The sequence below is a fragment of the Mucilaginibacter sp. SG564 genome (assembly GCF_013149275.1).
Lineage (GTDB): Bacteria > Bacteroidota > Bacteroidia > Sphingobacteriales > Sphingobacteriaceae > Mucilaginibacter.
In genome coordinates this window covers 1-25574 of the sequence record NZ_JABGNA010000019.1, presented here as the reverse complement: position 1 = coordinate 25574, position 25574 = coordinate 1, and the positions used below count along the sequence as shown (strand labels likewise).

Below are 25574 nucleotides of genomic sequence, written 5' to 3'. Positions count from 1 at the left end.
TTTTTTGATAGGGCTTACGGGTTTACAGGTAAACATATACGATGTGTTTATATGGGCTGAATATGAGTATACAGTACCCACAAAGCAAGTACTGTATACTAAATGCATTTCAATTATTAAAAACACTGGCTTACAGCTTTTTATAATAGATCAACTCCCCAGCTTCGCCATTTGCAGCTAATTGTGAAGGGATAAACTGGGTGATCACCAGCGCGGCTTGTCCGCCAACGGTTAAAGCAGTAATAGTTGGGTTGGCAAATGCCTGGCTGCCACCATCGGTATGGATGTTGAGCTTATCGGCATTGCCGGTTTGATAATCATACAGGTAACAGCGCCAGGTACCAAAATCGCCTTTAGCGCCCTGTCCTTCAATCAATCCAAAATTAAAGTTCTGGAATTTCAGGTAGCCGTCCCGGTCGCCGATGTTACCGTGCACACCCCAGTATAAAATGGCATTATCAATTTGGGGCTGGGCACTGGCAGTCCACGATGTCCAGGTGGTAGTACCACGTGCCTGACGATCAACATCGCAGTTTGACCAGTAATGGAAACCTACATCCACAGAAGTACTGCTGGCTGAATAAATATTGGGCGTACCCTCCGCACAAGTTGATAAAGTATGCGGAGCTTCGAATGTTTTGGCTACTGCGCCGTTCTGCAGATCTGTCCAGCTGTTAAAATAGCTGAATTTTAGGTGGTTGTTGGGTTCCTGCTCCCAAACCATTACAAAACCACCGGTTGAGGTAGCAGCAATAGTAGGCTGCGATGCGCCACCGTTGTTACTGCCTGCCAACTCGCGGATCCAGGTCCAGTGCAACAGATCGGTTGATGATGCCACATTAGTTTTAAAGGTACCGTTGATCATGGTATGATAAACCCCAATGTACCCGCCCGATGGATTGGCGATGATCTTGAGGCAATCCATGGTTTTGCCGGTATTGTCTTTAGCATTGTAAATTTTACCATCGGCGGTGGTCACATTTTCAACAATGCTGCGCAGGGCAGCCCTGGGTGCATCAGATGGTGGCGCAGCGGCCACTTTCTGTATGCTGTCTTTTTGTTTGTCGGCCGCGGTATTGTTGCTCTTTTGACAGGATGCCAATACCAGCAGCATAAGCATGCTTTTAATCATCATGGTGTGTGTTTTCATAGGTGGTTAATTTTGGTTAATAGATAATTGGTTAATTTTCCGTTACCATTTCAAATCAACCTTAATACCATCCGGGCTGTTGCCAAAACCCAGGTAAAGGGTATTTGACGATGCATCCCATGATGTTTTCACATCGCTGATATTTTGGCCTGTGCTATCGGTTACCTTGGTTTCCTTAGGTTGCGCGGGTAACAGCACACGTACACTATTTAATGTTTTTGCCGGACTTTTAGCTACAAACGAATAACTGCTGCCCTGCCTGTTTTCGTTATAAATTCTTGATGCCGATGCCAGTACCTGCGGTAGCTTTTTATTGGGCACACGGTTCACTACATATAATAAGGACTGCTCACCGGGGTTCACTACTTTTTCATTCAGTACCGGCAATTGCGGATCGAACAGATCGATCACCGGACCTTTGATAGTATAAGGCTTGCTGTCGGCATTCTCGTCCATTACGGATACTACATCATACGGACCACGTTCCAGGTACAGGCTATTTTTAAATGTCAGCTCACCGGCTTTGGCCTTTTGCTCGTAGGCTTGTTTTACGGTGCTGATGTAGTTATCATCTTTGCCAGCTTCCAGCACATACTCTTTAGGATTTTGCCTTAATACATAAACCGAGCCTTTGCCTACTTTAAACTCCTGCTCATCTTTTGTTGGATTGATGCCCAGCAGCTTGAACAAATGCTGCGATGGCGCGGTAAATTTATTACCCTTGGTATCCCACCATTCCATAACCGACTGATACGGATCATCATCCCTGCCGCAATAGATCAAAACACCGCCCTGTTTTACCCAGTTGGCAAGATAAGTATGTACCGCTGCCGATACTGGCTTCATGTTGGAATAACTCATCACCAGTACCTTGATGTTTTTTAACGATGCCGGGTATTCCAGGTTTTCCATATGCACAGTTTGCACAGGTACGCCACGTTTCAACAAGGGCAGCGTTTGACCGTAAAAGTTGGAAAACTGCGGATCTTCAAAACCATTATGCGTTGGGAAGCGCTGAAACATCAATGTATTGCTCATCAGCACACCAATACCATTTACACCCGATACTCTGTTGGTGGATACCGGCATGCTGTTCAAGGCGTTCACCATGATCTGCATCTGGGTGGAATAAAACTGCGGGATCAGCGTCTTTTGGTCGGTGCCTGCAACTTTGTATGGATGGGTGTAGATACGCTCGGGCCATGGCATCACCTCGTAATCGGCAACCATGGGATATAGCAATTTGGCGGTGAAGGTAGCCTGGTAATTACGTTTGTAATCGCTCCAGTCGCGCGGCCAATCCTCAATAGGGTCGGTCAGGAAAAATACTTTACGACCGGTTGGCGCGGTCATCGAAACTACCGAGCCATACTCCAGGAAAGCATTCTCGAACACACGCTCTTTACGCTGTCCATTAAAAAATGTCGGCTCGCGCGAAGTGCCCGTCCATACCTGCGCAATGTAACCATCAATACCCGGCAGCGACGCCAGGCTGGCTTCCGGGCTCACAATTTGCCACGACGAATAGTTCACCAGCGAGTGGGTAGCTATAAATACTTTAATATTTAACCCTTTGCTTTTTCCATAGGCTTTGGCATAGTTGGATACCTCTTTGATGGTTTCAAAGTACAGGTGATATTTCAACTTGCTCGACAAGTAAGTATTCTCGGCCGATGCATCCTGCGGTTTCCAGGGGAAGCCATAATACTTTTGCCATTGCTCTTTAAAGCCCGCGCTGTATCCGGCACGTGCCCAAAACTCGGGCTCCTCTAAAAAGATGTTGGTAATACCCGCGTTGATCACTTTTTTTACCACCGCGGTTTTCATGTATTCGATGAACGAAGCATCGGGCACTACATAGGGCATGTCCTTACCGTGAAAGATGGTATCGCCCTTAATAGTTACCTGGCCTACGCCCAGGTGGTTTTTGCCATCCCATTTTCCTAAAAAATAATCTTTATAGTCGCCCCAGGCTATGCCGGTCATAAAATTTACCTGGTAGCCATGGTCGCGCCAGGATTGCACGCGCTGTTCAAAGGTTAAACCCGGGCGGTCATTGGCGCCATAAACAATGGCGATGTCTGACCGTACATCGATCTCTGGAATCCAGGGGCTGCTTGTCTGGAAAGCCGTTTTCTCCGGCAGTTTAACCGGGTTTGATTTTTGCGCATAACCAGCGAGCGATAATGCGATGAGGAAACTGGAAAACAGAATGTTTTTCATAGATATTATTTGTAGTACTTTCTAAAATAAACGGAAGGACCTAATATCCTTCCGTTTTAATATATGACAAAATTTAAGGAACGGTTACCGTTTTAACGTCGGTATAATTATAATAATTTAACCCGTATGATACCCTGGCACCTACCCTCACAAAGTACTGGCGTTTGCCCGGCAGCGGACCGCCAATGGTAGTAACACTTAAAGTTTTACCTACCGACGTGCTGGCATCCGAGCCGCTAAGTTTTGGTGTATACCGGTTATCATAATTATTGTTTCCCACGTATTTGTTTGAATTAATAAACACTGCTATATCACTTATATCCTGCTGAAAATTGGGATCGCTGGTACCGCGGGTAATTTTAAAGCTAGTGGTGATGGTACCATCGGCGTTAACAACCGGGTCGCCAACAAAATCGATCCTTAAAAATGGTTCTACCGAAAAATTTACCGTAGTTACATCTTTCACATCCACCGTCTGGCTTTTATCCACAATGGTTTTGCCGTTATTATCCACCTGCACCATCGGCACAAAAGGCCCTTCGGCCGAGATCACATTTTTTCCCGCGAAGAGTTTGGTATTATTATAGGTACCATCCTGATACGAGGATATATAAAAAGGTGTAGGGTTACTGCTCCAGCTTATTTCCAATAGTTTTATCCTGGTGCCCGAGCCCTGTTCGGTTTGTATGCTTTTACCGGTAACGGCATCAGATACCACCCCTTTTAAGGTTACATCGGGCGCGGCATAATTATCAACCTTTTTGCACGAGCTGCCTGCTGCAACCAATACACTTAACGCTATGCTATAAAATATTTTTTTCATCTCTCTTAAAATTAATAACCCGGATTTTGAATTAAATTCTGACTCTTCTGTATCTCGCCCTGCGGAATTTGCTCATAGTACCAGCGCACATCAAAAGTATAGCGGCTGTTGCGCTCATCTAAACGGGCATCAAAAAAGTACTTGCCGTCGTTGGCCGAGTAAAATGGCATCAGCGTACGGTAAATGGTACTGTTTTGTTCCTTATCAATCACACGCCAGCGGCGCAGGTCCCACCAGGTTTTGTTTTCAAAGCCAAGTTCTTTTTTCCTTTCGGTACGCACTACATTAATATCGCTCAGGTCGGTTGGGCTCAGCAGCAGGTTGGCACCGGCCCTTTCACGAATCTGGTTAATGGCGGTAAACGCGTCCTGTAAATAGCTCTTATCATTCTGGCCCAAAGCATTCAACTCCACTGCGGCTTCGGCCCGGTTTAACAGTACTTCGGCATAACGCATTTCCAGCCAGGTTTGGTCAGACCGGTTTTCCAGCACTTCTGATGTTGGTTTATCGGGTACCAGGTTTTTGCGGATCGAGAAGCCCGATACGGAGCAAGTTCCGTCGCCGGTAAAATAACCGCTTAAGCCGGCGGGGTTCATGGTTGTTCCATTTGGTAAAGTGTAGGGTGTCTGGCTCGCGTTTGATGATTGTACCATATGATCGGTAGGATAATGCGCGGTTGAACCAGCCGGCAACAGCGGACTGATACCACCTGTTGAACTGCCGGTATAAATACCACGGCGGATCTCGATGCTTACCCCTTTAAATACATCGCCCGGCAAAATAACGGTAGCCCGCAATCTTGGTTCGGCATTGGCAAACAGATCCATAGTATTGGTGTACAGATCATATTTACCACCGGTTGTAGTTTTAATGGTACCATCGGCATTTTTAGGGATACCATCAAACATCTCCACAAAGTTCAGTGTAGGGTTAATTTCCGAAGAGTACCCATTAGCGCCCATCAACTGGCGGGGCACATTGTAGGCATCATAACCGTGTACCGACTCGGGGTAATGATACTGGCGTACAAACACATTCTCGGGACTGGTGGCATCAAAAAACAGGTTCACATAATTTTGATACTGCGCGTTCTTATCGCCCGCGGCCCATGCTTTTTTGTACAGACTGTATTTACCATCAAGCAATGCAGCGGCATCATAAGCAGCTTTAAAATAGGTAACCGCTTTAGCCGCCGGTATACCGCAAAGCCTGTTGCCGCTGGCATCGGTAAGGTTAATACTATTGTATTTGGCGATGGAGCCCGCATACAACATGGCACGCGATTTAAAACCGGCGGCCACATATTTATTGGCCCGGCCTACCTGGTTGCTCTCGCCCAAATTGGCATAAGCATAATCCAGATCGGTGGATATAAAGTCATAAACCTTTTCTTCTGATGAACGTGGAATTTTTAATTCATCGATGCTTTGTGCCGGATATTGTAATACTTTATCTACAATGGGCACACCACCATAACGTTTCACCAGGGCAAAATAGGTGGCGGCTCGCAAAAAGCGGGCCTCGCCCAGCCATGCGCTTACCTGTGCAGGCGTAAAGTTCGACGAATATTTAGGCAGCGTTTCAGCAAAATAGTTGGCATCCCTAATCAGCGTATAGGCGTCGCCCCAGTAACCAAAGGTTTCCTGTGTGGCGCTGTTCTGGTCGCGGCTCAGGCCCTCGCCACTGATACAGCTGAATGGACTGATGATCCAGAAAAAGTTTAATCCCCGGGTTGGTGAATACCTGAAATCCTCGATAGGCAATTCGGCGTACATACGGGCCATGTAGGCCTGTATACCGGCACTGTTACTAAAAACGTCATCGTCTTTAACGATACTTGGCGGCAACGTATCGAGCTTTTTGCATGCCGACGTCCAGCAAAGCAAAACAGCAAATATGATATATGTATATTTTTTCATGATCTGTATGGATTATAATTTAACATTTACACCAATGGAGAATATTTTATCTAATGGGTATAAATAGCCGTAAGTGGCCGATGGGTGTTCCGGATCAAGATATTTCAGGCCGGTGATGGTTAATACGTTATAACCATTTACAAATATCCTGGCTCCTTTGATACCTATCTTTTTAGCCACCGCGTCGGTAATACTGTAACCTATCTCGGCCGATTTAAGCCTGATGTATGCCGCGCTGTGGATGTTGGAGAGCGAGTTTACATCGGCAGTGGTACCGGTAAGCGCAAAGGTGCCTGGTGTCCATACGGTGTTCGGATCGTAAGGATCGGCTTTAGGATCGGTTGGGTGATACCTGTCCAGGAACATGCCCAGGGCACTACCCCCACCCCATAGCGGTATGTTAAGCTGTTCGATATAGGATACATTGATACCCGCGGCTCCCTGCCATACGGTACTGATGTCAAATCCTTTGTACGAACCACCCAGTGTTAAGCCAAATGTTGTTGATGGCACACTGTAGTTGTTGTTACTTACGTTTTGAGCTATAGGGTGTACATCCTGATCATTGATCACGCCATCGCCATTCCAGTCCTGCAAAATATAATCGCCCACTACCGCGTTACGTGATACAAACTGCGGACTGTTCAGAATCTGCTGATAGTTTTGGTATTGTCCGTTTGAACCGTATCCCCAGAAGATATTATTATAGCGGTTATCGTTGTTATTGTGCCAGTTAAGCTGTGAATTACCATACGCCGAATGCACCTTGCTGATCCATTGCGTACGGGTATACCCGAAGGTTCCTTTTACAAAATAGTTAAAGCTGCCAATATGGTTACGGTGATTAACCTCGATATCAAAACCCTGTGCACGGTCGCTGTTCAGGTTTTCCTGTGGCAAGCCTGCGCCCACTACACCTGGTAAATTATCGGCACGGGTATCCAACAGGCCGCTTCTGTCGCGCCTGAAAGCGTCAACCGTTAAACCCAGCAAACCATGCCAGGCCTGCAGGTCGATACCGGCATTGTAAGTTTTGGCTACGTACCAGAAAATATACGGATTGGGGATGCCCCTGCTTTGCGCGCCATTAACAAAAGTACCGTCAAATACCGAACCCGGAGGCGTTTGGTTATTGCTGCCGTTTGCCGGATAATTATAACCGCTCAGAAATTGGTAAGCATTTAAACCGGCGTCATCACCCAGTTTGGCGTATGACAGGCGGATCTTCAGATCATCCACAAATGATAGTGCCGATGAGTTTTTAAAGAAACCTTCCTGTGACACCCGCCATCCTACTGATGCGCCCGGGAAAAAGCCCCATCTTTTAAGCGGTGAGTTTTGCGAACTGGCGTCATCCCTGAAACTGAACTCGGCCAGGTACTTGCCTTTATAATCATAATTTACCCTGCCCACAAATGATTTGGTTACAATATCATATGGAAAATCGCCATCCACAGTGGCCGTTTGGTTTAAGGCATTACCGGCCTTTAACTGGTCTACCGGTAAGGATAATTGACGTTGCGCGTTAAAATTATCGCCTTTGCGCTCACTCTCTTCATAAAGGGCTAAAGCCGTAATGTTGTGCCCACCCTTAAGCGCGCGGTTATAGTTTAATGATAATTGCATTAAACTGGTTGGCTTTTCATAAAACTGCCTGGTTAATGAGCCCGGTGTTTGATTAGCTATAGCGTTATAAGTATTGGAGTTAGCATCATAAGTATACTGGTTGTATGGTTTTTGGTATTGCTTATTGCTCGACATGTAATAATCGTAGTTATACAAACCTTTGGCGCTAAGCCCCGGTACAAATGGCACATTATACGTTGCCGAAACTGATGATTGCAGCCACTTATTGTTGATCTGTTTATAACCATCAATATCGGCATCAGCCATCGCAACCGGGTTTGATCCGTCAACCTCGCCATTGTTCAGATATTTTGGGTTGTTGTTGGCATAAATGCTTTGCGTAGGCACCTGGCGCCAGAATGAACGGATGATCCACCAGGCATCCTGGTAGGGCTGGTTCTTTTGTTCCAGTGTTCCGCTCAGGTTCACATCCACGGTAAGATTCTTATTGACTTTGGTGGTGAGGTTTGAGCGCAGGTTATATCGTTTATAGTTCAGGTCGCCGCTTTTGAAAAAGCCGTCCTGATCGGTAATACCCATACTCACAAAATAGCTGCTATTGTCGGTACCGCCGCTGGCGTTCAGGTTATGCTGCTGCTGGGGGGCGCTGTTGGCAAAAACATTGCCATACCAATCGGTACTGGTTTTGGTACCGTTGCGGTAAGCGGCAAAATCGGCATCGGTATATTTTACCTGGCCACCGTTTACGTTATGCAGCAATTGCTCGTTAACCAGGGTCATATAATCTAAAGCGCCAACCGGTTTGGGCATATACGCCGGTATCTGCCAGCCATAAGTACCCGAGTAATTCAGATCCACCGTACCCTTTTTGCCTTTTTTGGTAGTTACGATCACCACACCGTTTGCCGCGCGCACACCATAAATAGCCGCCGAAGCATCCTTCAGTACAGATATGCTTTCAATATCATTAGGATCCAAACGGGTGATGTTATCGCGGGGGATACCGTCAATAACCACCAACGGATTTCCAAAACCACGAATATCAAAAGCGTTATCAAATGATCCCGGTTCGGCCGAGTTTTGTACAATGCGTACACCGGCTACTTTACCGGTAAGCATATTCAGCACGTTTTCGTTTTTGGTAGTTACGATTTCTTTGTTGGTAACCGAGGCGATAGACCCGGTAACGGTGGCTTTTTTCTGTGTGCCATAACCTACCACTACTACCTCGTTCACATTGGTGGCGTTTGATGCCAGCGATACTTTAATACTGTTTTGGCCCCCTACAGGAATCTCCTGCGTGGTGTAACCCACAAACGTAAATACCAGCGTTTGCTCGTTTGTGGCATTAATGGTGAACTTGCCCTCCACATTGGTAACCGTACCAATGGTTGTGCCCTTGATCTTGACGCTTACGCCGGGCAAGCCCTGCCCGGTTTCGTCCACAACGGTACCGGTACGGTTGCTTTGAGCCATAGCCGCCGAGCATACAAGCAAAAACAAAAGAGCCATGATACCATGCCGTACCACACCTTTAAATTTTGCCGGATAATGGATACCATGGCACCCACCATAATAGGTAAAAATTTCCTTCATAAATAATTGATTAAAATGGTTTATAATAATTTGCCCAAATGGTGTTTGGTATAAACAGGCTGGTTAAACCTGCACATTGGCATTACGCACACATTTGGCGCAACAATTATATGCCCGGCGGTATTAAAAGATGGGTTAATAAACGGGTTAACTCGGCTAAAATTTCATTAACCATAGCGAATTAAGTGGATTAACATCACAAACCACCCTGAATTTATTTTCAGGATCCCTACAGGACAGGTTAACCGTTACGATGTACGCCTTACTTATAAGATACTTGTCATCCTGAGCGGAGCGAAGGATCTATTCATCAACAAGTATGGCGCAGACCCGCTCTTGGCCGCGGGAGGGCCTTTACTTTGTAGCCACAAAGTAACCAAAAGGCTTTCAGCAGAAATGCTTCTTTGCGCTCATAGCCTTTGCCCTGCAAAGCGGACAGAACCACGGGCCGCTAAACCTTACCTCCACTTACGTTCGCTCATTATTCCCCGCTTCAGGTAAGGTTCGCAATGCCCTTGCAACTGCACCACCCACCATTGTTCTGCCCACTTTCGCCCGAAGCTTATCTGCTGACGGGGGAAGAAAGAAAAGAAATCATGAAAATCCTTTAATCCTAAGAATCATGGTTCAGACACCCCCCGCGTTAGTTAGTAGCGGATACCGGCCTGTGGCTAATGCCTTGTGGCGTATGAGCGGATAGCCCGGGCCGAAGGTAACGCCCTATTGGCTAATCCCACAAATTTTTCGTATCTTTATATCAACAAAACAGCCCGGTTCTCTTTTTTACCAGAGAATCGGGCTGTTTTGTTAAGAGCGAAACAAGGTCAAAAATCAACCGCTTTGCATTTAGTTATTTGACAGTCAATAAATTAATACTTTTTAAAGTTTCAGAAATCACAAAAAACAGTGTTCAAATTTGTTAAAAAGTGTTAAAATGAAGGTTTTTTGAATGTTTTTCGCCCATTTTTAGCCCGAAATAGGGCAGAAAAGTGTTAAAATTTAAGGTTTAAAAAGTTTTCTGACTGGCAAATGGCTAATTGCTTTTACTTCGGCTCGGTTTTGTTGGAGCAGATCTTATCAAAAGGTACCTGGTAACTGATACCCAACGATTTTTCATACTCGGCGGTAAACTCGTCATATACCTTGCGGGCATATTCAATGCCTTTGATGCGACGCAGAGCCTTGAGCTTATATTTCAAGGCGGTATCATTAAACGGGTCGATATTTAAAACCACCCGGGCAATATCCAGCGCCTTGCGGAAATCGCCACTTTCATATATCTTTTTCACCTGGGGTAATATCACGGGCATCAGGGTTTCTTCGTAGCCAAGTTTAATGTCATCCAGCCAGGTTTCGGGAATATATTGCAGCAAGCCACCACGGGCAATCAGATCAAAGTACTGAAGGACAGCTGCCTCAGAGTTGTTGATCTGCTCCAGGGCTCCGGTTACCGTAAAGTAATCACAGAAAAGTTTATCATCCAGCTTAAAACAATAGGTATCGTTCAAAAAGGTAAGTTCAATACCCTCTATATCGGCAATGATGTTGCGCAGGTGGTTAATGGTTACTCCTTTGATGTTCTTTGTTTTTACCACATCCTTATCGGGCCATAAAATGGTAGATATTTTTTTGGATACCACCCCGGTAGCATTCCGGCTGTTGAGCAACAGGAGGATGAACAGCTGCTTTATTTTAGGACTAAACAGGTAGGTGATATCCCGGCTGCTTTTATCGTAAACGGTAAATTCACCCAGCAGATAAATGGCGTTAGCCCGCTTTTCATCGTTTTTTTTATTTATAACTACTGTCCCAGTATCTTCTTCTCCGAGTGGTTCTCGCGCTGCTTGCTCCTCTCTTCTTTTTTTGATGAGCACGATTGTTAGGCCGATAACCAGAACAGCTGCCAGCCCAAATATTACATATTTGAAAACCGGACTGGCGGGGGCAATAGCTTTTTGAGATTGTTCGTAATCCTGCTGGCTCACCGGCGGGAACTCCAGCGCCAGGATCCGGATAGTCGACCGGTTAGGATCGGTAAACTCCTGAATGGCGCATAAGAATTCGTCCTGCACGGGATTAAAAAACAGGTTAATATCGCTTTCGATCCGTTCAGACGTAACCGGGATAGTTCCGCTGACCGCTTGGTACGAACCGTCTTTGATGGAGAATCTATATAACCGTAATTGGGTTTTTGGATGTTCATGCGGGTAGCAGAGCGCATAAAAGTATCTGCCGTCTTTAGCCATGATGAGGTTATTGGTAGGTACAAAATCCTCTTCGTTGGGTTTTATTTCCCAGCATTTTTTGATCGTATGGTTAGTCAGGTTAACCCGGTACAGGTCATAAAAATGTCGCCCGCCCACAATCTGGTTACCCGACTGGTTACCATAGCCGCCAAAGATGTAAACCTCATTATTTCCATTAGCCTGGCTACTGGCCGAAAAAAAGCGCGGAGTAATGCGATCGCCGGTGAATGCTATTTTATCCCAGTTATCAGTTTGCGTATTGAGTCTGAAAAAATCATTATGATAGGCAAACGAGCCGTAGCCGCCAAACAGGTAAAGATCATGTTGATCCTTATCATAGAAAATGTTGTGATGGTGCCTTTGTTCTTTGATATTAGCGTTCCCTACTATGTCCCACTTCAAAGTAGCCAAATCAAGCGATGCTACGCATGGCGCCGGTTTAGATGCCCGTAATACCTCGTAAGCATACAACTTATTCTCCGCGGTGTTCAGAATACTTTTACCCAGAAATAAGGGAACTGGTGTTTTGTTTTGAAAAGCCTGGGCCGATATCCTTCCGCTCCTCATATCATAATGAATGAGTGAGTCGCTCTTAAAAATAAGCAATGATTGATCTTTGGGATTGAAATTGGCTCCCGCTACTTCACGAAAACTAAAAGCGATCCTCTTTTCCCAAAAGTAAGAGCTGTTAATGAGCCAGACCGGGTTATCTACATGTCCCCGAATTTCGCCTGAACCATCGTGTACCTCGTTGCCAGACCATTCATTTAGCGGAAAAGTAAAGGTTTTATTATCGTCACTTACTATTAAATTTTTAACCGCCATTTTGGGCACATCAGAATAATGCGGGTTTTTACCAAAGGTGATGGTGGGTATTATCTTGCTCTCAAAACCAAAATCGCTGGCCCTGTATACTTGGCCATTTACAAAAAATGCTACGGTATTTGCTTTCAGATTGATATCCACTTTAACATTTATCCAGATCCGCTTATTTAATTGCGATAAACGAAGCGGTATCTTGATCTTGTTGCTTTTACTATCGATGTTAAAATTAAGCGCAGGCGAACCGTCAATATTATATATATAGGTTAAACTGTAGGAGTTTTTATGGCCGTCGATAATATTAAAAACATAACCCAGGTGCTCATTGTCCCATAATGACAGGTCGAAGTTCATCCGCAGATGGTCATAAAAAGCAGGCACATCCGAGCTGAACACGGTATAAGAGGTGCGTTCGCCCATCAGGCTGTCGTTTGAATTAAACATTAACCCTTGTGCCTGGCTTTTAAGTGCCGGCACGAGTAAAATAAAAAGAAATACGATCTTATATACCTTTAATTGAAGTATTAAAAATTTATCTTTTTTTATCATCGCAGGGGATTCGTTTACAAAAAACCAACCTGGGCGGCCAGTTCAAATAACAACGCTAAAATATAGTTTTTTTAAGTAACAGACAGCCTAAAGACCGTGGTGTTGCCTGGCTTTTTTATAATTCATGCCACTATCAAAAATACATCTGCTTTGCGACGTCTAAACACCTTAATAAAATTTCGTTACACGAAATATAATTCACTAAAAACAACAGTAATGATTGGCGACATACCGACGCATTACATCAAACACTTTAAGGTTATTGCTTGTGCGGTTACTAGCAGCTTCCTGGCCTTATCCTGCACAAAGCTCCTCATCCTGGCCCTATTGAGATCTTTAGCTGCAAGTAAATCAACACTTTCAATACCAGTTGCTTACGAAGTGGGTTTACATGGTTTACACTTTTCATGGTTAAAATTATTTTATTTAATTGACAATCAAATACTTAATCTTAACTTATCATCAAATAACGGGTTTACATGTAAACCCACTCAGGATTACCCGAAAAAAAACCTAAGGAGACCGAACCAGTTTTGACCCCGGCAAAACAACGACCAAGTATATCAACTATCAAAGCCGTGTTCTGCCGAAATATTTTGTAAGATTTCATAGCACAAATGTTAATAAATGTTAAATCCACAGGTTAATTTGTTAAATATTTTTGAATACTAAAGTTTTAGTTATACCTTGGTTTCCATAAATAACCTTATGAAAATCACAATACCTGCACTACTAATTCTTTGTTTAAGTACGGTTTCGGTGTTTGCCCAAAATACCTATTCTATTAAGGGATCGGTTGCTGATACGGCCTCCAGTTCCAAATTAACCAATGCCACTGTCAGCGTATTAAATGCCAAAGATTCTATTCTTCAAAAGTTTACCCGGGTAAAAGATGGTAATTTTGAGATCAACAATCTCAAAAAGGGGAAACTGATATTGCTGGTTACTTATCCAGGCTATGCCGACTATGTAGACCGCTTTACCTTAGACTCCGCACATACCACGCATGATTTTGGTCGCATTAAAATGATATTGAAAACCCAGCTGCTTGCCGAAGTAATTATTAAGGCAAAAGCCGCTGCTGTTAAAATAAAAGGCGATACTACCGAATTTAATGCCGCGGCATTTACCGTACAGCCCAATGCCAAGGTAGAGGACCTGCTCAAGGAATTACCGGGCATACAGGTAGATAAGGATGGTAAAATTACAGCCCAGGGGCAAACAGTAAGTAAAGTATTGGTTGATGGTGAGGAGTTTTTTGGTGACGACCCTACTTTGGTTACCAAAAACCTGCGCGCCGATATGGTTGATAAAGTACAGCTATACGATAAAAAGAGCGACCAGGCCACCTTTACCGGTATTGACGACGGTGTAAAAAACAAAACCCTGAACATTAAACTAAAGGAGGACAAAAAGAATGGTTACTTCGGCAAGATAGACGCCGAAGGGGGTACTGATAAATACTACCAGGAGCAACTGATGTTTAACCGCTTTAAAGGCAAACAAAAATTTTCGGTCTATGGAACTATCGGTAATACCGGTAAAACAGGTTTGGGCTGGGAAGATAATTCCAAGTATGGCAACTCCAACAATGGTATGGAGTTTGGCGATGGAGGCGAGATCTATTTTTATGGAGGCGGTGGTGATGACGGCCTGGATTCATTCAACGGCCAATACAACGGTCAGGGTATACCGCTGGCGCGCACGGGCGGCGCACATTATGATACCAAATGGAATAGCGACAAGGAATCTATCAATACTAATTATAAAGTAGGTTCTTTAAATGTTGATGGAACCACCAATACACAAACTCAAAACAATGTTCCGGGGGCCAACGGTCAACCGGGAATTATTTTAAATAGCAATAGCGATAAAAACTTCCACAATCACATCTTCAGGCAAAAACTGGATGCTACCTACCAATTAAAGATCGATACTTCATCCAATCTCAAAATATCTGTTGATGGTACTACCAAAAGTACGGTGACCGATAACGATTATCATACTACAAGCCTGCGTAATGATACTTTATTGAATAAAAGCACCAGAAGTGTGATCAATAACGGCGATCAAAAAATATTCAATGCCAATGTATTTTATAATAAGAAATTCAAAAAAGTAGGCCGTAGTTTTTCTGTAAATTTTACCGAGGCCTATAATCAAAATAAGTCACACGGTTTTTTAAATTCAGAAATAAACTACCTTTATGGTAAGAAAGGGCCTATTGACAGCACAGTGCATATTGATCAGTATAAAACAGGCCTGAGCGAAGGTAATATTATCAATACCAACTTTACCTATTCAGAGCCTTTTACAAAAGCCCTTGCCCTGGTATTAAATTATGGTTTAAATATCAACAATGGAAAGTCAGATACACGCTCATTTGATAAAGACGCTTCTGGTAATTATACCGTACAAGATGACTCGCTGAGTAACAACTTCAAGCTCAATCAATTGTCAAACCAATTTGGAGCTATCTTTAATTATAATAAGAAAAAAGTCATTATCAATTTTGGTTCTAAAGTATCTGCGGTAAACTTCAAACAGATCAATGAATTTACCAATAGCACATTTACACGCAATTTTGTGAATTGGTATCCGCAAGCCAGTTTTCAGTACAAGTTTTCGCAACAGCAATCTTTGCGGATAAATTATAATGGTAATACCACACAACCTACTATTGATCAGATACAACCGGTACGCGTAAACACCGACCCATTGAATATTACCCTGGGTAACCCTAATTTAAGGCCCTCGTTCACTAACCGCATAAGTATCAATTACAATTCCTATAAAATAATAAGCAGTCAATACATCTGGCTTGGGGGCTCCTATTCCCAAACCATTAATCCTATTGTAAGTAATGTAACTACCGATGCTTTAACCGGAGCAAGTACATATCAATCATCCAATCTTAAAGGTCATCAAACCTCCAATATGTATTTTTATGGCGGTTATGATCAAAAGATACCAAAGATCGATATGAATGCCGGCCTTAACTTAAACATGAATGGCAGCGATTATTTTAACCTTAACAACACACAACTGGTAGAAACCAAACAATACACCTACTCTGCCAGTTTACGATTATCAAAATACAAGCAAAAGAAATATGATTTCTGGGCAGGGGCAGGGCCAACCTACACGGTAAACTCCCAGTCGTTACAAACACAGCTCAATAATAATGGACGGGGCTTTAACGCGTACGGCGGCTTTAATGTGTATCTGCCAGCTAAGTTCCAGATAGGTACCGATGCTAATTATCAGTATAACGCGGCAACACAATCCTTCAACGAAGATTTTAGGCGCACTACTTTAAATGCAAGTATTACCAAAGCATTTATGAAAGATGAAAGCCTTAAATTATCGATATCAGGCAATGACCTCCTGAACCAGAACGTAGGCTATAACCGCACCGGCTCGGCCAACCAGTTAACCCAGGAACGGTACACGGCTATAAAAAGATACTTTATGCTTTCACTTGTTTGGGATTTTAATCACATGGGCGGCGGCACACCTAAAAAATAATCACTATGAAATACATCATATTAACCATCACTATATTTTTTGCGCTTGGCAGCAACAGGCTGTTTGCCCAAAACAAACACTTTACCGAAAACGGCACCATTACGTTTGAGAAAACCATAAATATGTACGCCCTTATTGAAAAACAGATCAATAAGGATAATGAAAGTTATTTGCGCCCGGCCTTCGATTCTTATAAGAAATCACAAAAGCAATTCAAAGCTTTGAAAAGCACCATGACCTTTGGCAACAACAAAACGCTGTATACACCCATTGAACCCGAAACCGCAACAGGTGGCTTTTTTAGCGACAGCCCCATGGCCGGGCAGGTAAATACGGTTTTTACCGATCTTTCTGCCGGCAGTGTTATCAACCAGAAAAAGGTATTTGAGGAAACCTTCCTGGTGAAAGATAGTACCCGCAAGATAAACTGGAAGATCACCAGCGAAACCCGTGAAATTGCCGGCTATACCTGTCGCCGTGCTAATGCCCTGGTGCTCGACTCTATTTACGTTGTGGCTTTTTATACCGAGGAGATACCTGTATCTGGCGGTCCTGAATTATTTAACGGTTTACCGGGGATGATATTGGGTGTGGCCCTGCCCCATGAAAACATGACCTGGTTTGCCACCAAAGTAACCGATATGCCTGTTGACGAGAAGAGCCTGGCCCCACCTAAAAAAGGCAAAGCGGTTAATAACAAATCATTGTATACCACATTATCTTCTGTAATGAAAGACTGGGGCGAATATGCCAGACCCTATTTAAAGGCTTTCATGCTATAAATAACAAAATGCAACCAACCTGAACATTATACAATTAGTTTATCGCGATTGGTGATAAACAAACAAAGCCATACGTAAATTACGTATGGCTTTTTAATTTCAAATATCTGTTAATCGGATGCTATACTACTCAGCGTTGGCCAATGCCCTGTCTAAATGAACATAACCGCCATCTACATAAATAAGCTGCCCTGTGGTGTGGCTTGAGCATGGCGACAATAAAAACGCGGTGGTATTGGCAATTTCCTCGGCGGTAGTCATGCGGTTGCCTAGTGGTATCTTGGCTTCAATTTCGCGCAATTTACCATCCGGATCTGGTAATGTTTTTATCCAGTTGGCATATAGCGGTGTCCAGCATTCGGCCACTACAATGGCGTTAACGCGGATGCCATATTTCAACAATTCAACAGCCCATTCGCGGGTTAAAGCATTACGCCCACCGTTTGATGCTGCATAGCCAGAGGTATGGCCCTGACCGGTATCTGCCGTTTTTGAGGTGATATTCAATATAGCCCCCTTTGATTTTTTCAGTTCGGGTAAAGCATGATGGGCCATCAGGTAATAATGCACCACATTTTTATGCAACGATGCCATAAAGCCTTCATAATCGCCGCTCTCCAATCCTACGCCATCGTTTACACCAGCATTATTCACCAGGCCATCAATACGGCCAAACCGGGCAACTACAGCTTTAATAGCATGCTCACTTGCTGCAGGGTCTGTCAGTTCTGCCACTACCTGGAAAGCCCTTCCTCCTGCTGCCTCTACCGCATGTACCGTCTTAAGGTTATCCGCCTCTACCCTACCAACAATAACCGGTATGGCACCTTCAGCAGCTAATACTTTTACAATCCCTTCGCCAATGCCCTTTGCACCACCGGTTACTATAATTACCTTATCTGTGAGTTCTAAATTCATCTTTATATATTATATCTTATTCAATACTTTAATGAGAAACTGAAATTTTCACCTCTTTTACTTTCAGGTTTTTTATGGCAAAATAAAACACAAACAAAAAGCAGGCTGCCGGTACCAGATAGGCTATTTGTATATTAGTTAGATCGGATAAACGCCCCATAATTGGAGGGAAAACCGCGCCGCCCACAATAGCCATGATCACCAGTGAAGACCCTTCCTTTGTTTTGGCTCCCAAACCACGGATACTTAAAGAAAAAATGGTTGGAAACATGATCGACATAAAAAACTCAACACCTATCAATGCAAATACCGGGAATTTTCCATGCAGAAAAACAGAAACCGCAATCAGTATCACATTGGTAATACCAAAAATGGCCAGTAATTTTACCGGATTAATAAACGTCATTAAAAATGTGCCTACAAGTCGTCCGGCCATAAAAGCAAAAAGTGCAACCGCTAAATAATTAGATGCAAGCGTCTCATTCATACCTGCCACCCGTTCAGAAAAACGGATAAAAAAACTACCTACACAAGCCTGTGCTCCTACATAAAAAAACTGGGCAAATACACCAAATCTTAGTTGCTTTTCTTTTAACAAAGCCACTGTACGCTGAAAGAGTGATAAACTTTCGTGATGCTCCTGTCCCTCACCTTCTTCTACAATCTGAGGCAAGTGCGTACGATATAACAAAATAGCTACAATTAATACTACGCCCCCAATAATAATAAAAGGTAACTGTACAGATGATGCTTCCTTACTGAGATAAGTATTCAGTTGCTCCGTTGACATAGCCGCCTCTTGTTGCGGCGACAGCGTTTTGCCAGATAAAATAACATGCCCGCCTATATACGATGCTGCAACTGCTGCAAAGCCGTTAAACATTTGTGCAAAATTGATGCGTTGTGTAGCGCCTTCGGGATCACCCAATGCGGTGATGTAAGGATTTGCTGCAGTCTCTAAAAATGCTGCCCCAGAAAATATGATGAATAAGGCACCCAGGAAAAACGCGTAATTACGAACAATAGAGGCTGGATAAAACAAAAATGCCCCGGCCGAAAACAAAATCAACCCCAATAATATTCCCCCTTTATAACCATAACGTTTCATGAACTGCGCAGCGGGTATGGGTAACAGGAAATAAGCAATGTAAGATGCAGAATCAACCAATGAGGATTGCAAATCGCTCAGTTGACAGGCCTTCTTTAAATGCGGAATAAGGATAGGGTTAAGATTTAGCGCGAAACCCCATATAAAAAACAGCGAGGTGATGAGGGCTACAGCAAACAGATTGTTGTTCTTGGTCATTGGGTGGTTGTAATGGGTTTAATAATTAGGTTTTGAATGTGTTTATTTAAATATTATGATTTTTATCATGAAGCGAATAGCCAAGTGTTTTCAATGCTATCTTATCCAGGGCATCTATATTCCCGATAAAGTGAAATACGCTATGCTTGTGTGATAGTTTTTCGCCAGGTTTTAAAAATGCCGCGGGCGATACGCTTTCCAATTCATAAAAAGGGCCCATCTGGCTACCATTAGCCAATGGCCCGTCGTTATAGGCGTTAACGGCATCACCGGTAAAAGGTGCTGTACCCGGTTTCCATTCCTGGTTCAGGTAATCGCCTTGAGTATCAAGGTCAAAAAGTACAATCGTCAAAACATGATTTGCGGCATCGTAACTGCCGATCCTATTTTTGGCCCGGTTGGGCGGAATACCTAATTTACCACGCGATTTTCCGTCGGCTTTAAATAATAGGGTGCCGTTGTTGTACACGATCCTGTCTTTAGATATCTCGCCAAAATAGTTAGTGGTGGCCACTTTACCCGTAGCCTCTTCTTTGTAAGGTACAATAATTACCGTTTGGGGTGATGGGGTAAACATATCCAGGCTCCATAAACAGGGTGCACCGGCAGTTTTATCCCAGGCTGCGGTGCCGCTATTGGCAATGGTGTTTACCGTAGCAAACCCTACAGATTTTACCGTACTATCTGCATCAATCCCCAATAGTTGCTGGATAGCGGCAGGTTCTAATATCTCAACATCGCGTTGTAGTTTGATGGATAATGTTGTACCCGCATAATTTTGTATACTGGTACTTTTTGCGAGGCTGGCTTTTTTACCGGTTGATGAAATCAGGTCCCAACTCTCATTATCAATAGCCGGCGGGGTATGCCAGTTGTCGAACTCCATTTTGGTGCCCGGTTTAAAAAACAGGGAGAATCTGCCACCTTCGGGGCCAAGCCAAAGTCGATCCTCGCCACCGTAGGCATTCATGTGGGCATCCAATTGTTTGGCGTTAAAAGTTTCGTATTTTATCCAGCCAAAGCTTTTGCCATTCAAACCATCCGCAGTTGAGGTAAATACTTTAGCCTGGTATTTAGGAGAAACAATAACCTGTCCTTTACCATCAGCGCTGCTTAAAACAACAACACTATCCTTTGCTTTTAAAAACTCCAGATCGTAACCAAAAGTACCTTTAGCAGCTGGCGGCGGAGCTGTTTGTACGTTGCATGCATTTAAACCAACTACCCATAAAGCAAAGAATAAAATTTTAACTACTCTCATACCATGCTCATTTATGTTTTGGATTTAATGCGATAGTATTTACCAGTGTGCCTATACCATCAATCGAAATTTCAACTACGTCGCCGGGTTGCAGGGTAAAAGTAGGTGGCGGCACCAGGCAGGTACCGGTCATTAAAAATGCGCCCACGGGAAAATCACACTCGCTGTATAAATAGCCAACCAACTCCGTTAACGAGCGTTTCATTCGTGATACGCTGGTGGCATCCTTGTAAACTACTTCGTTATTACGTTTAATAAGCATTTGAATGGCCGATTCAGCAGCAATTGGCTCCGTTGCTACCAGCAAACAAGGGCCAAGCGCGGCGCTCTTTTCATATATTTTTGCCTGCGGCAGGTACAAAGCATTTTCGCCCTCGATACTTCGCGAGCTCATGTCGTTACCGATGGTATACCCCTGTATGTTTCCTTTGGAATTGATAAACAGGGTAAGCTCCGGTTCGGGAACGTTCCATTCAGAATCTTTACGGATATAAACCTCGGCGCCTGTTCCGGAGACGCGTTGCGCTATCGCTTTAAAAAACAGCTCGGGGCGTGGGGCATCATAAACCTTATCATACAAAGTGGCTCCGCCAGAGCTTTCGGACTCTTCCATCCGGGCATCCCTGCTTTTCAGATAAGTAACACCCGCCGCCCAAACTTCCTGGCTGCCAATGGGCGGTAATATTTTGCCATTTAAGTGTTCGTTTTTTACTTCGGTACTGATGGGGGTAGTATCGGCAGATATTGATTGCAGATATCCCGCAAGGTCATCGCGGTTGATGAGGCTGTCCCACTCGTCATCAATAATATAAGCCGAATCGTGATGCTCCAATAAGATGCCTTTTCCTATTTTATATAATTTCATGAGGTAGATCTGATAGCAACATTAATTAACTTCCAATTCATCACGCGACGGAAACTTGGGGAAAGGGCCGTGCGGGCCGCTCTGGTACCAGAAAACCGTAGAAGCGATATCGTCCTGCAAAGGCATATACCGCCCATCGTGTCGCCAACCCAGGGCTTGTATGGTAACCTTTAAACTTTTCTCAAACCGGATCGGGTCGGCAATATGCCAGCGATACAGGCCGAAACGCTGTGCTATATTATAGTGTCCATCACCACGGATCACCTGGTGTAAGCCGCTGTACGGACTGCAAAATTCGGTGTATTCGGTTTTATCCTCTTCTTTGCCATTGGCATCTTTATGATGGGTATCAAAATCATATGATCCGCAGAAATAATCTTCGGTACCGGTGCCATTTATCGTTGGGAATTTGGTATCGCCATCCATAAAAAACTTAATCTCACCCTCCCCCCACCAGCCATTTTTGTTGGAGCCATAGGCCAGGTACGTGCCTACGTATTGCCCTTTACCCTGAATACTATCCACCAACACAAAATCCTTTTTATAAGGCAATGGGTTTATCCTGCGAAACTGTGCATGAAAATAAGCGGCATCCTCGGGTACTTGTGTGAGTGTATAATCTACCTGGTAATAAAGCACCATGTCACGGTCGTCGATATTTTCCATGGTGATGCGGCATTTTTTGCGGAAAGGCATAGGCCAGTAGCAATTAAAAGCGCTGCCCGGATTAACGGCCACTGCCAGCGATTGCAAGGGCGCGTATTTACCCCAGCCCATGCAAAAGAAATCGCCAACAGGTACTTCTACAGACGGGGTAGTTTCACCGTCCCAATAAAAACGGAGTATGGAATAGCGCCAGTTACCAGTGGGTGTCATCCAGATATGCTGGATAGCACCGGGGCCGTCAATATCGGCAATGGTATAGGTGGTTCCCTTTTTGATAATGACGCTTGGGCTCACTTTCCAGGTTTGCCCCAGGTCGCGGGAAGCATTGGCACCGGTCCCGGTGGTGGCCATCCCGCCTTTGCCTTTTTCGCCATTAAAATTTTCCGGACTTATCGATCGGGTTTTGGCATCAGATAAACGATAAATGTTTCCGAGGTTTACATCGAGGCCATTAAATTTTTGCTGACCAAATGCAGATGATGTAACAAGAACAAACATCCAGACTACTAAAGCATAATTCTTCATCATAAGGCTATTCATTAACTATTGCTATATGCACTAATTGGAAATGCACATCGGTTTACATTGTTTGCAAATTCCCCCGGGACATACTACCTCAAGGTATTCACAATCTTATCAATAATTTTTAATTTATAAATGCGGCTTATCAGCATAACATACCTTTATTTTGGCATGAGGGGCTGGACTAAATTATTGATTGATGAAAGCTAATTTACATTTTATAAAAATTAAATTCATTTTTGCGTATGTCATTTCAGCTCATATTAAATAATCTGGCCAAACACATTCATTTAACAACCGATGAACAGGAAACCTTCACTGCCTACTTACAAACCAAAAAGATAAAGCGGAAACAGTTGTTGCTTACTGATGGCGATATATGCAGGTATTCGACCTTTGTTACTTCGGGTTGTTTGCGGGGGTATACGGTTGATAAGAGCGGAATTGAACATGTATTGAGTTTTGCCCCGCCCGATTGGTGGATTGCCGATATGTACAGCCTGCTATCACAAAAACCCGGCATTTTGAATATAGAGGCGTTGGAGGATACCGAAGTGTTATTGCTATCAAAGGTAAACCAGGAAAAACTATACCTGGAGATACCTAAGTTTGAACACTTTTTCAGGATACTGACAGAAAACTCCCTGGTGGCCAGTCAGCAAAGATTGATCGACGGCTTGAGCCTAACCGCCGAAGAGCGCTACAACAATTTTTGCAAACGCTATCCTACGCTGATAGATCACTTGCCGCAAAAACAGATCGCGTCATACATTGGCGTCACCCCTGAATTTTTTAGCCGGATGAGAAACAAAAGACACTAATACCACTAATAAAGAACGAATTGCACGAATTACTCCAAACCATACATTTTTATAATTAGAACCTATTATAATTCGTGGAATTCGTGCCATTTCATTTCTTAATCTACATCAAGTGTACATCATTGTTGTTGCCTTAAATTTGTTATACAAACAAAAAGGTAAACATCATGGCACAAACCATTTTACATAAAGCAGAAACCCGCGGCCACGCCAACCATGGTTGGTTAAGCAGTTATCAATCCTTCAGTTTTGCTAACTATTATAATCCCGAAAGGATGCAGTTTGGCGCGTTACGCGTATTGAACGACGATACGGTGGATGCCGGCATGGGCTTTGGCAAACATCCGCATGATAATATGGAGATCATTTCTATACCATTGGAAGGCGACCTGGAACATAAGGACAGCATGAACAATGTAGCGGTAATTAAAAATGGCGATATACAGGCCATGAGCGCCGGTACAGGCATTTATCATAGTGAATACAATAATGATAGAGCAAGCCAGGTAAAGTTTTTACAGATCTGGATATACCCCAATAAAAGAAATGTGGAACCCCGCTATGATCAGCTTACCTTAAACCTGGCCGACAGGCACAACAAGCTTCAACAGGTATTGTCACCTAATCCTGATGATGCTGGTGTATGGATACATCAGGATGCCTGGTTTCATTTGGGCAAGTTTGATAAAGGCATCGATACAGAATATACCATCAAAAAACAAGGTAACGGCGTTTATACTTTTGTACTGAATGGCCAACTGGAAATAAATGGACAAGTATTGAATACCCGCGACGCATTAGGCATCTGGGACACCGATCAATTTAAAATAACAGCGCTTACAGATGCTGAGTTTTTATTGATAGATGTTCCGATGGTATTTTAAGTTTTTAAATGATGATTGATAGCGCTTTGTTCGCCCCCTCCGTTCTGTCCTTGGCTGATGGAGGGGTGCCGGGCAAGGTGATACGGAATCATTTCACTGTTGATAAAAATTAAAACAATGAATCAAACACAAATATTAGTGATAGGCAGGCACCCGGAGATATTACAAACCGTAGTACGCCTGGTAAATAATAACCCGGAGTGGAAGGGCACGGGATGCCTTACAGATCAGGAGGCTATTAGTGTTTTTGATCAGCAAGTATTTGACCTTGTTTTATTAGGCGCCGGGATCGACGAATCTTCGGAGGACAGCCTATGTGCTCACTTCAAGGCCCGCAAACCCGATATAAAAATTGTGCAGCATTATGGTGGCGGTAGCGGGTTACTGAGCGCGGAGATTTACGAGGCGCTAAAATCAAATCAATTATAGTGCGGTTGCTGGTATTTTACTAACTCATTTACCAGCATTTCTTTATTTAGGGTTTCCGGTTGAATAATAATCACCCCCTTTCCATACATACTTCTCATAAATGGCGAAATACTTTTGTCATACAAATTAATCGAACCCTTCGATTTAATTTTAACCATTAGGTTTTCCCAGCGAATACTCTTATAAGGCATCATTTCGGCCTTAGCCTCAATACCGTTATCATTCAATATAATTTGAAGTGTTTTATATGATTTTACCAATTTATTAGTGGCCCTAAAAACTGATATGCTTAAAATCAATATACAAAAAATCATTACGCCAATGATAATTAGAGTTTCTCCCTTCTTAGCTTGAAGAAACTGAAATACACTAATAAATAACGTAAGCAAAACAATTACCCTTACTCCCCTAAATAAAAATCTACGTTTTAAATTATCAAGTTGATTTTCATCAATTGTGTAGATCTGATTTTTTACCATATAAGCTTATCTAATCACAACGAAAATAATAAATTCTATTCGCTTATTTAAAGCTGTTTTTGAAAGAGATCGAGGACCTGTATCCAAGAAAAAAGTAAAGGCACAAAAAAAGCCTCAGCGATATGCTGAGGCTTTAAGTTTTACATCCTTGCTGGATGATAAGATTTGGCACCGACCTACTCTCCCACGTTTTACCGC

At 43.5% G+C, this 25574-nt stretch carries 17 protein-coding genes; 5 read left to right on the top strand and 12 right to left on the bottom strand.

Annotated elements, in window-relative coordinates; all coding sequences use genetic code 11:
* Positions 1-130: 130 nt before the first annotated feature.
* The 6 genes from FHW89_RS27020 to FHW89_RS26995 all read right to left on the bottom strand — a co-directional run bounded on the left by FHW89_RS27020 (position 131) and on the right by FHW89_RS26995 (position 12843).
* Positions 131-1150 (bottom strand): hypothetical protein, encoded by a 1020-nt coding sequence (locus FHW89_RS27020; RefSeq protein WP_216650701.1) that lies wholly within the window; start codon positions 1148-1150, stop codon positions 131-133.
* A gap of 42 nt (positions 1151-1192) precedes the next feature.
* Positions 1193-3373, bottom strand: coding sequence for a hypothetical protein (locus tag FHW89_RS27015; protein ID WP_216650700.1), 2181 nt, complete (start codon positions 3371-3373; stop codon positions 1193-1195).
* Between the two features lie 73 nt (positions 3374-3446).
* Positions 3447-4196, bottom strand: a complete 750-nt coding sequence (locus tag FHW89_RS27010; RefSeq protein ID WP_172338159.1) for a DUF3823 domain-containing protein — start codon at positions 4194-4196, stop codon at positions 3447-3449.
* An 11-nt stretch (positions 4197-4207) separates the two neighbouring features.
* Positions 4208-6115 (bottom strand): RagB/SusD family nutrient uptake outer membrane protein, encoded by a 1908-nt coding sequence (locus FHW89_RS27005; RefSeq protein ID WP_172338158.1) that lies wholly within the window; start codon positions 6113-6115, stop codon positions 4208-4210.
* Positions 6116-6127: 12 nt separating this feature from the next.
* The gene (locus FHW89_RS27000) at positions 6128-9298 is read right to left on the bottom strand and encodes a TonB-dependent receptor (protein WP_172338157.1); all 3171 of its coding nucleotides are present in this window, start codon (positions 9296-9298) and stop codon (positions 6128-6130) included.
* Between the two features lie 1043 nt (positions 9299-10341).
* Positions 10342-12843 carry a kelch repeat-containing protein gene (locus FHW89_RS26995; protein ID WP_172338156.1) on the bottom strand — a complete coding sequence of 834 codons (2502 nt, stop codon included), beginning with the start codon at positions 12841-12843 and terminating at the stop codon, positions 10342-10344.
* Positions 12844-13623: 780 nt separating this feature from the next.
* Here FHW89_RS26995 and FHW89_RS26990 point away from each other — a divergent pair.
* Positions 13624-16443, top strand: a complete 2820-nt coding sequence (locus FHW89_RS26990; protein ID WP_172338155.1) for an outer membrane beta-barrel family protein — start codon at positions 13624-13626, stop codon at positions 16441-16443.
* Positions 16444-16448: 5 nt separating this feature from the next.
* Positions 16449-17225, top strand: a complete 777-nt coding sequence (locus tag FHW89_RS26985) for a GLPGLI family protein (RefSeq protein ID WP_172338154.1) — start codon at positions 16449-16451, stop codon at positions 17223-17225.
* Positions 17226-17351: 126 nt separating this feature from the next.
* Here the strand turns inward: FHW89_RS26985 and FHW89_RS26980 are convergent, their stop codons facing one another.
* The 5 genes from FHW89_RS26980 to FHW89_RS26960 are packed head-to-tail and all read right to left on the bottom strand — an operon-like array spanning position 17352 to position 22769.
* Positions 17352-18143, bottom strand: coding sequence for an SDR family oxidoreductase (locus FHW89_RS26980; RefSeq protein ID WP_172338153.1), 792 nt, complete (start codon positions 18141-18143; stop codon positions 17352-17354).
* Between the two features lie 28 nt (positions 18144-18171).
* Complete coding sequence (fucP, locus tag FHW89_RS26975; protein WP_172338152.1) at positions 18172-19449, bottom strand: L-fucose:H+ symporter permease; 1278 nt, start codon at positions 19447-19449, stop codon at positions 18172-18174.
* A gap of 46 nt (positions 19450-19495) precedes the next feature.
* A complete protein-coding gene (locus tag FHW89_RS26970; protein WP_172338151.1) occupies positions 19496-20710 on the bottom strand; it encodes a DUF6786 family protein in 1215 nt (404 codons plus the stop codon).
* Between the two features lie 7 nt (positions 20711-20717).
* Positions 20718-21575 (bottom strand): fumarylacetoacetate hydrolase family protein, encoded by an 858-nt coding sequence (locus FHW89_RS26965; protein ID WP_172338150.1) that lies wholly within the window; start codon positions 21573-21575, stop codon positions 20718-20720.
* Between the two features lie 21 nt (positions 21576-21596).
* Positions 21597-22769 carry a glycoside hydrolase family 172 protein gene (locus tag FHW89_RS26960; RefSeq protein ID WP_253952333.1) on the bottom strand — a complete coding sequence of 391 codons (1173 nt, stop codon included), beginning with the start codon at positions 22767-22769 and terminating at the stop codon, positions 21597-21599.
* A 239-nt stretch (positions 22770-23008) separates the two neighbouring features.
* On the opposite strand from FHW89_RS26960, the gene FHW89_RS26955 reads away from it, so the two are divergent.
* The 3 genes from FHW89_RS26955 (at position 23009) to FHW89_RS26945 (ending at position 24897) form a co-directional block, all read left to right on the top strand.
* Positions 23009-23584, top strand: coding sequence for a Crp/Fnr family transcriptional regulator (locus tag FHW89_RS26955; protein WP_172338149.1), 576 nt, complete (start codon positions 23009-23011; stop codon positions 23582-23584).
* A gap of 167 nt (positions 23585-23751) precedes the next feature.
* Positions 23752-24468: a pirin family protein gene (locus FHW89_RS26950; RefSeq protein ID WP_172338148.1), complete on the top strand. Its 717-nt coding sequence runs from the start codon at positions 23752-23754 to the stop codon at positions 24466-24468.
* A 117-nt stretch (positions 24469-24585) separates the two neighbouring features.
* Positions 24586-24897: a hypothetical protein gene (locus tag FHW89_RS26945; protein WP_172338147.1), complete on the top strand. Its 312-nt coding sequence runs from the start codon at positions 24586-24588 to the stop codon at positions 24895-24897.
* Here FHW89_RS26945 and FHW89_RS26940 read toward each other — a convergent pair.
* The gene (locus tag FHW89_RS26940) at positions 24888-25376 is read right to left on the bottom strand and encodes a hypothetical protein (RefSeq protein ID WP_172338146.1); all 489 of its coding nucleotides are present in this window, start codon (positions 25374-25376) and stop codon (positions 24888-24890) included. The genes FHW89_RS26945 and FHW89_RS26940 overlap by 10 nt on opposite strands.
* Positions 25377-25574 lie beyond the last annotated feature (198 nt).